Source organism: Corynebacterium gallinarum, assembly GCF_014837045.1.
In the GTDB taxonomy this organism is placed as follows: domain Bacteria; phylum Actinomycetota; class Actinomycetes; order Mycobacteriales; family Mycobacteriaceae; genus Corynebacterium; species Corynebacterium gallinarum.
Genome location: NZ_JACSPR010000024.1, coordinates 1 through 1,042 on the forward strand (window position 1 = coordinate 1; position 1,042 = coordinate 1,042).

Genomic DNA, 1,042 nt, shown 5'->3' on the forward strand with positions numbered 1-1,042 from the left:
ACTGAAGCCGAGCGGATCAGACAACTGGAACGCGAGGTCATCCGGCTGCGCGAAGAGCGCGATATCCTGCGAAAAGCCGCTAAATATTTCGCGGAAGAGACGAACTGGTGATCCGCTTCCAGTTCGTTGACGACACTAAGAAAACCTACTCGGTTAAGCGGATATGTGATGTGTTGAAGCTCAATCGTTCCTCATATTACAAATGGAAAAGAACCGCCTTCACACGTAAAAAACGCCTGCTCAACGACGCGATCCTCGGCGCTCGGGTCAAGACTGTATTCACCACTCACAGTGGCTGTTATGGGGCCAAACGAATCGCGGCTGAACTCAAAGACCAGATCGGCTATGATCCGGTGAACCACAAGCGGGTCGCCCGGGTCATGCGTGAACTCAAACTGTTTGGCTACACCAAGAAACGCAAGGTCACCACCACTGTTTCGGACAAAACCAAGACAGTGTTCCCTGACCTTGTCGGCCGGAAGTTCACCGCTGAGAAGCCGAACCAGCTCTACGTCGGGGACATCACCTACCTACCGATCGCTGATGGGTCGAATATGTACTTAGCTACAGTCATTGACTGTTATTCTCGCAGGTTGGTGGGCTTTTCTATCGCGGACCACATGCGTACTTCCCTGGTGCAGGATGCGCTAAAAATGGCGAAGGGCCAGCGTGGAAACCTGAAAGGTGCAATCTTTCACTCGGACCACGGAAGCGTTTACACCTCTCATGCATTCCAGAACACCTGTAATGACCTCGGAATCAGGCAGTCGATGGGAGCAATCGGCACCAGTGCGGACAACGCGCTCGCGGAGTCTTTCAATGCCGCGATGAAGCGGGAAGTCTTCCAAGATTCCAAGACGTTTGCGAACCAATTGATCTGTCGCCGGGACGTTTTCCGCTGGTGCACCCGCTACAACACCATTCGCCGGCATTCCTGGTGTAAATATCTCGCTCCGGTCGTGTTTGAGGAGCGCGGTCCTGCTATCCTGAGATCTGCTTCCTGATCAAATCCTCCGTGTCTACCATCCGGGGGTCGGGCCCC

At 53.8% G+C, this 1,042-nt stretch carries 1 pseudogene; it reads left to right on the forward strand.

From position 1 onward, the window contains the following. Positions 1–1,004, forward strand: a pseudogene (locus tag H9627_RS14080) (IS3 family transposase); the annotation flags it as partial. Positions 1,005–1,042 lie beyond the last annotated feature (38 nt).